This window comes from Herbaspirillum chlorophenolicum (assembly GCF_001189955.1).
GTDB classification, from domain to species: domain Bacteria; phylum Pseudomonadota; class Gammaproteobacteria; order Burkholderiales; family Burkholderiaceae_D; genus Herbaspirillum; species Herbaspirillum chlorophenolicum.
On the sequence record NZ_LFLT01000134.1, the window covers coordinates 1 to 1672 of the forward strand.

The 1672-nt window shown below is 57.7% G+C and carries 1 protein-coding gene and 1 pseudogene; both read right to left on the reverse strand.

From position 1 onward, the window contains the following. Positions 1-87: 87 nt before the first annotated feature. Positions 88-1374 (reverse strand): TolC family protein, encoded by a 1287-nt coding sequence (locus AKL28_RS23505; protein WP_050470695.1) that lies wholly within the window; start codon positions 1372-1374, stop codon positions 88-90. A gap of 66 nt (positions 1375-1440) precedes the next feature. Next, positions 1441-1672, reverse strand: a pseudogene (locus AKL28_RS25220) (cobalt transporter); the annotation flags it as partial.

A 1672-nucleotide genomic window follows, 5' to 3' on the forward strand; every position in this document is an offset into this window, starting at 1 on the left:
ACAGCATCAGGGTTACGCCGGACAACAGTGCGGCGATGGCGATGATCGCCGCGATGGCGAGCTTTTGCTTCTTGGTCATGTTTAATCTCACTCAGCTGAAGGTGTCTCAGTGCCGGCCAGACGATCCAGGTCGGCGGCTGCTTGGAATGCCGTGGAAAGCGCTTTCCAGTACTGCGCTTTGGCTTGGAAGAAGGTGCGTTGCGCGTCAAGCACGTCCAGGTATCCGAACTTTCCCAGTTCGAAACCTGTTCGTGCTGCCTGATAGGCGCTTTGTGCTCCGGGAACAATTTCACCGCGCAGTGCGGCTGCCTCTTCCCTGGCATTGCGCAGGCGCTCGAAGCTCTGTGCGGCCTCGCTCTGCATCTGCACTTCAACGATGGACAATTCGTCGCGTGCCTTATCAACACGCTTCAGGGCTTCGAGTTCGTTACCCTTGTTGCTGTCAAAGACGGGAATGGGCATGGAGATACCGACCACCCACATATTTCTAGCGGCCGACTCATCACGCTTGTTGCCGAAGGTGAGATTCACATCGGGGATACGCTTGCTACTCTCGATCTTGGCAAGCGCACGGCGACGTTCAACTTCAAGCTGCGCAAGCTTGACCGCGGGACCGATGGCGACCTTTTCGGTCAGTTGGGCGATTGCCGGCAGTTCCGGCAGCGTCTCGACCCCACCGTCCGTGAGTTGGAATTCATTGCCCACAGATCCCCAGAACATCGCCAGTTTTTTCTGGGCCAGAATCAACTCGCTGTCAGCTTGATTGAGCTCGAGCTGCGCGCTGGCTTCGGCCACCTTGGCCTTGGTTTGCTCGACAGGTGAGATCTTCCCGGCCGTCACCCGACGTCCGGCCATATCTGCTGCGGTCTTCGCCAGACCAAGCAGCTCCTTCGCCAGACGCTGGCGCTCCGTGGCCACCATCACGTCGTAGTAAGCGGCAACGACGCCTGCGCGAATCTCGGTGCGTTTGGCCGAGTATCCGAGCAAGGCCATGTCGCGCGCACGTTGGGCCGCTTCGATACGGGCACTGCGCTTACCACCCAATTCGATTGGCTGGTTGATCAGATAGGTCGTAGTCCTGGTGGACTTACGTGTGTCCTCCATCAGAGCCGAGAACTCAGGGTTCGGCCGCGCGCCGGCCTGAATGATGGTCGCCTCTACGGCCTCGATTTCCTTGCGCGCCGCAGCCAGACCCTTGTTCTGATCGAACGCTAAGTTAATAGCTGCTGGGAGCGACAACAACCGCGGCTCTTTCACCAGGGATGAAGCCGTATAGGATTGAATTTGTTCTGTGTTTCCAGGCGCCGTTGATTGCGCGTGGCTAGTGCTGGCTGCAAGAAGCGCCAGCGCCAGCAAAAAGCTGTGCCGATACATCGAATTCTCCAGTGTTAAGAAGGGGAATTCGGCGAGTACAGTTGTGTGTGGATTGTCCTCGCCGAGTTATGCGGCGAGCTGCCAATTGGGCTTATCGGGCCCGTCGGCGATATGGGAGGTGGGATGCGGAGAGTAGCCTAAATGCGATTTTTGTTCGACAGCCGGCGGAACAATCACGCTCGAGCTGTAGACCTGCACCGATTTCATGCACGAAAAGTGGCACAGAGAGCAGCCGACGTCGTTGTCGCCCGCCTTAGTTTTTTCAGTACCAGCATGCTTATCGGCTTTCACCGAAGGA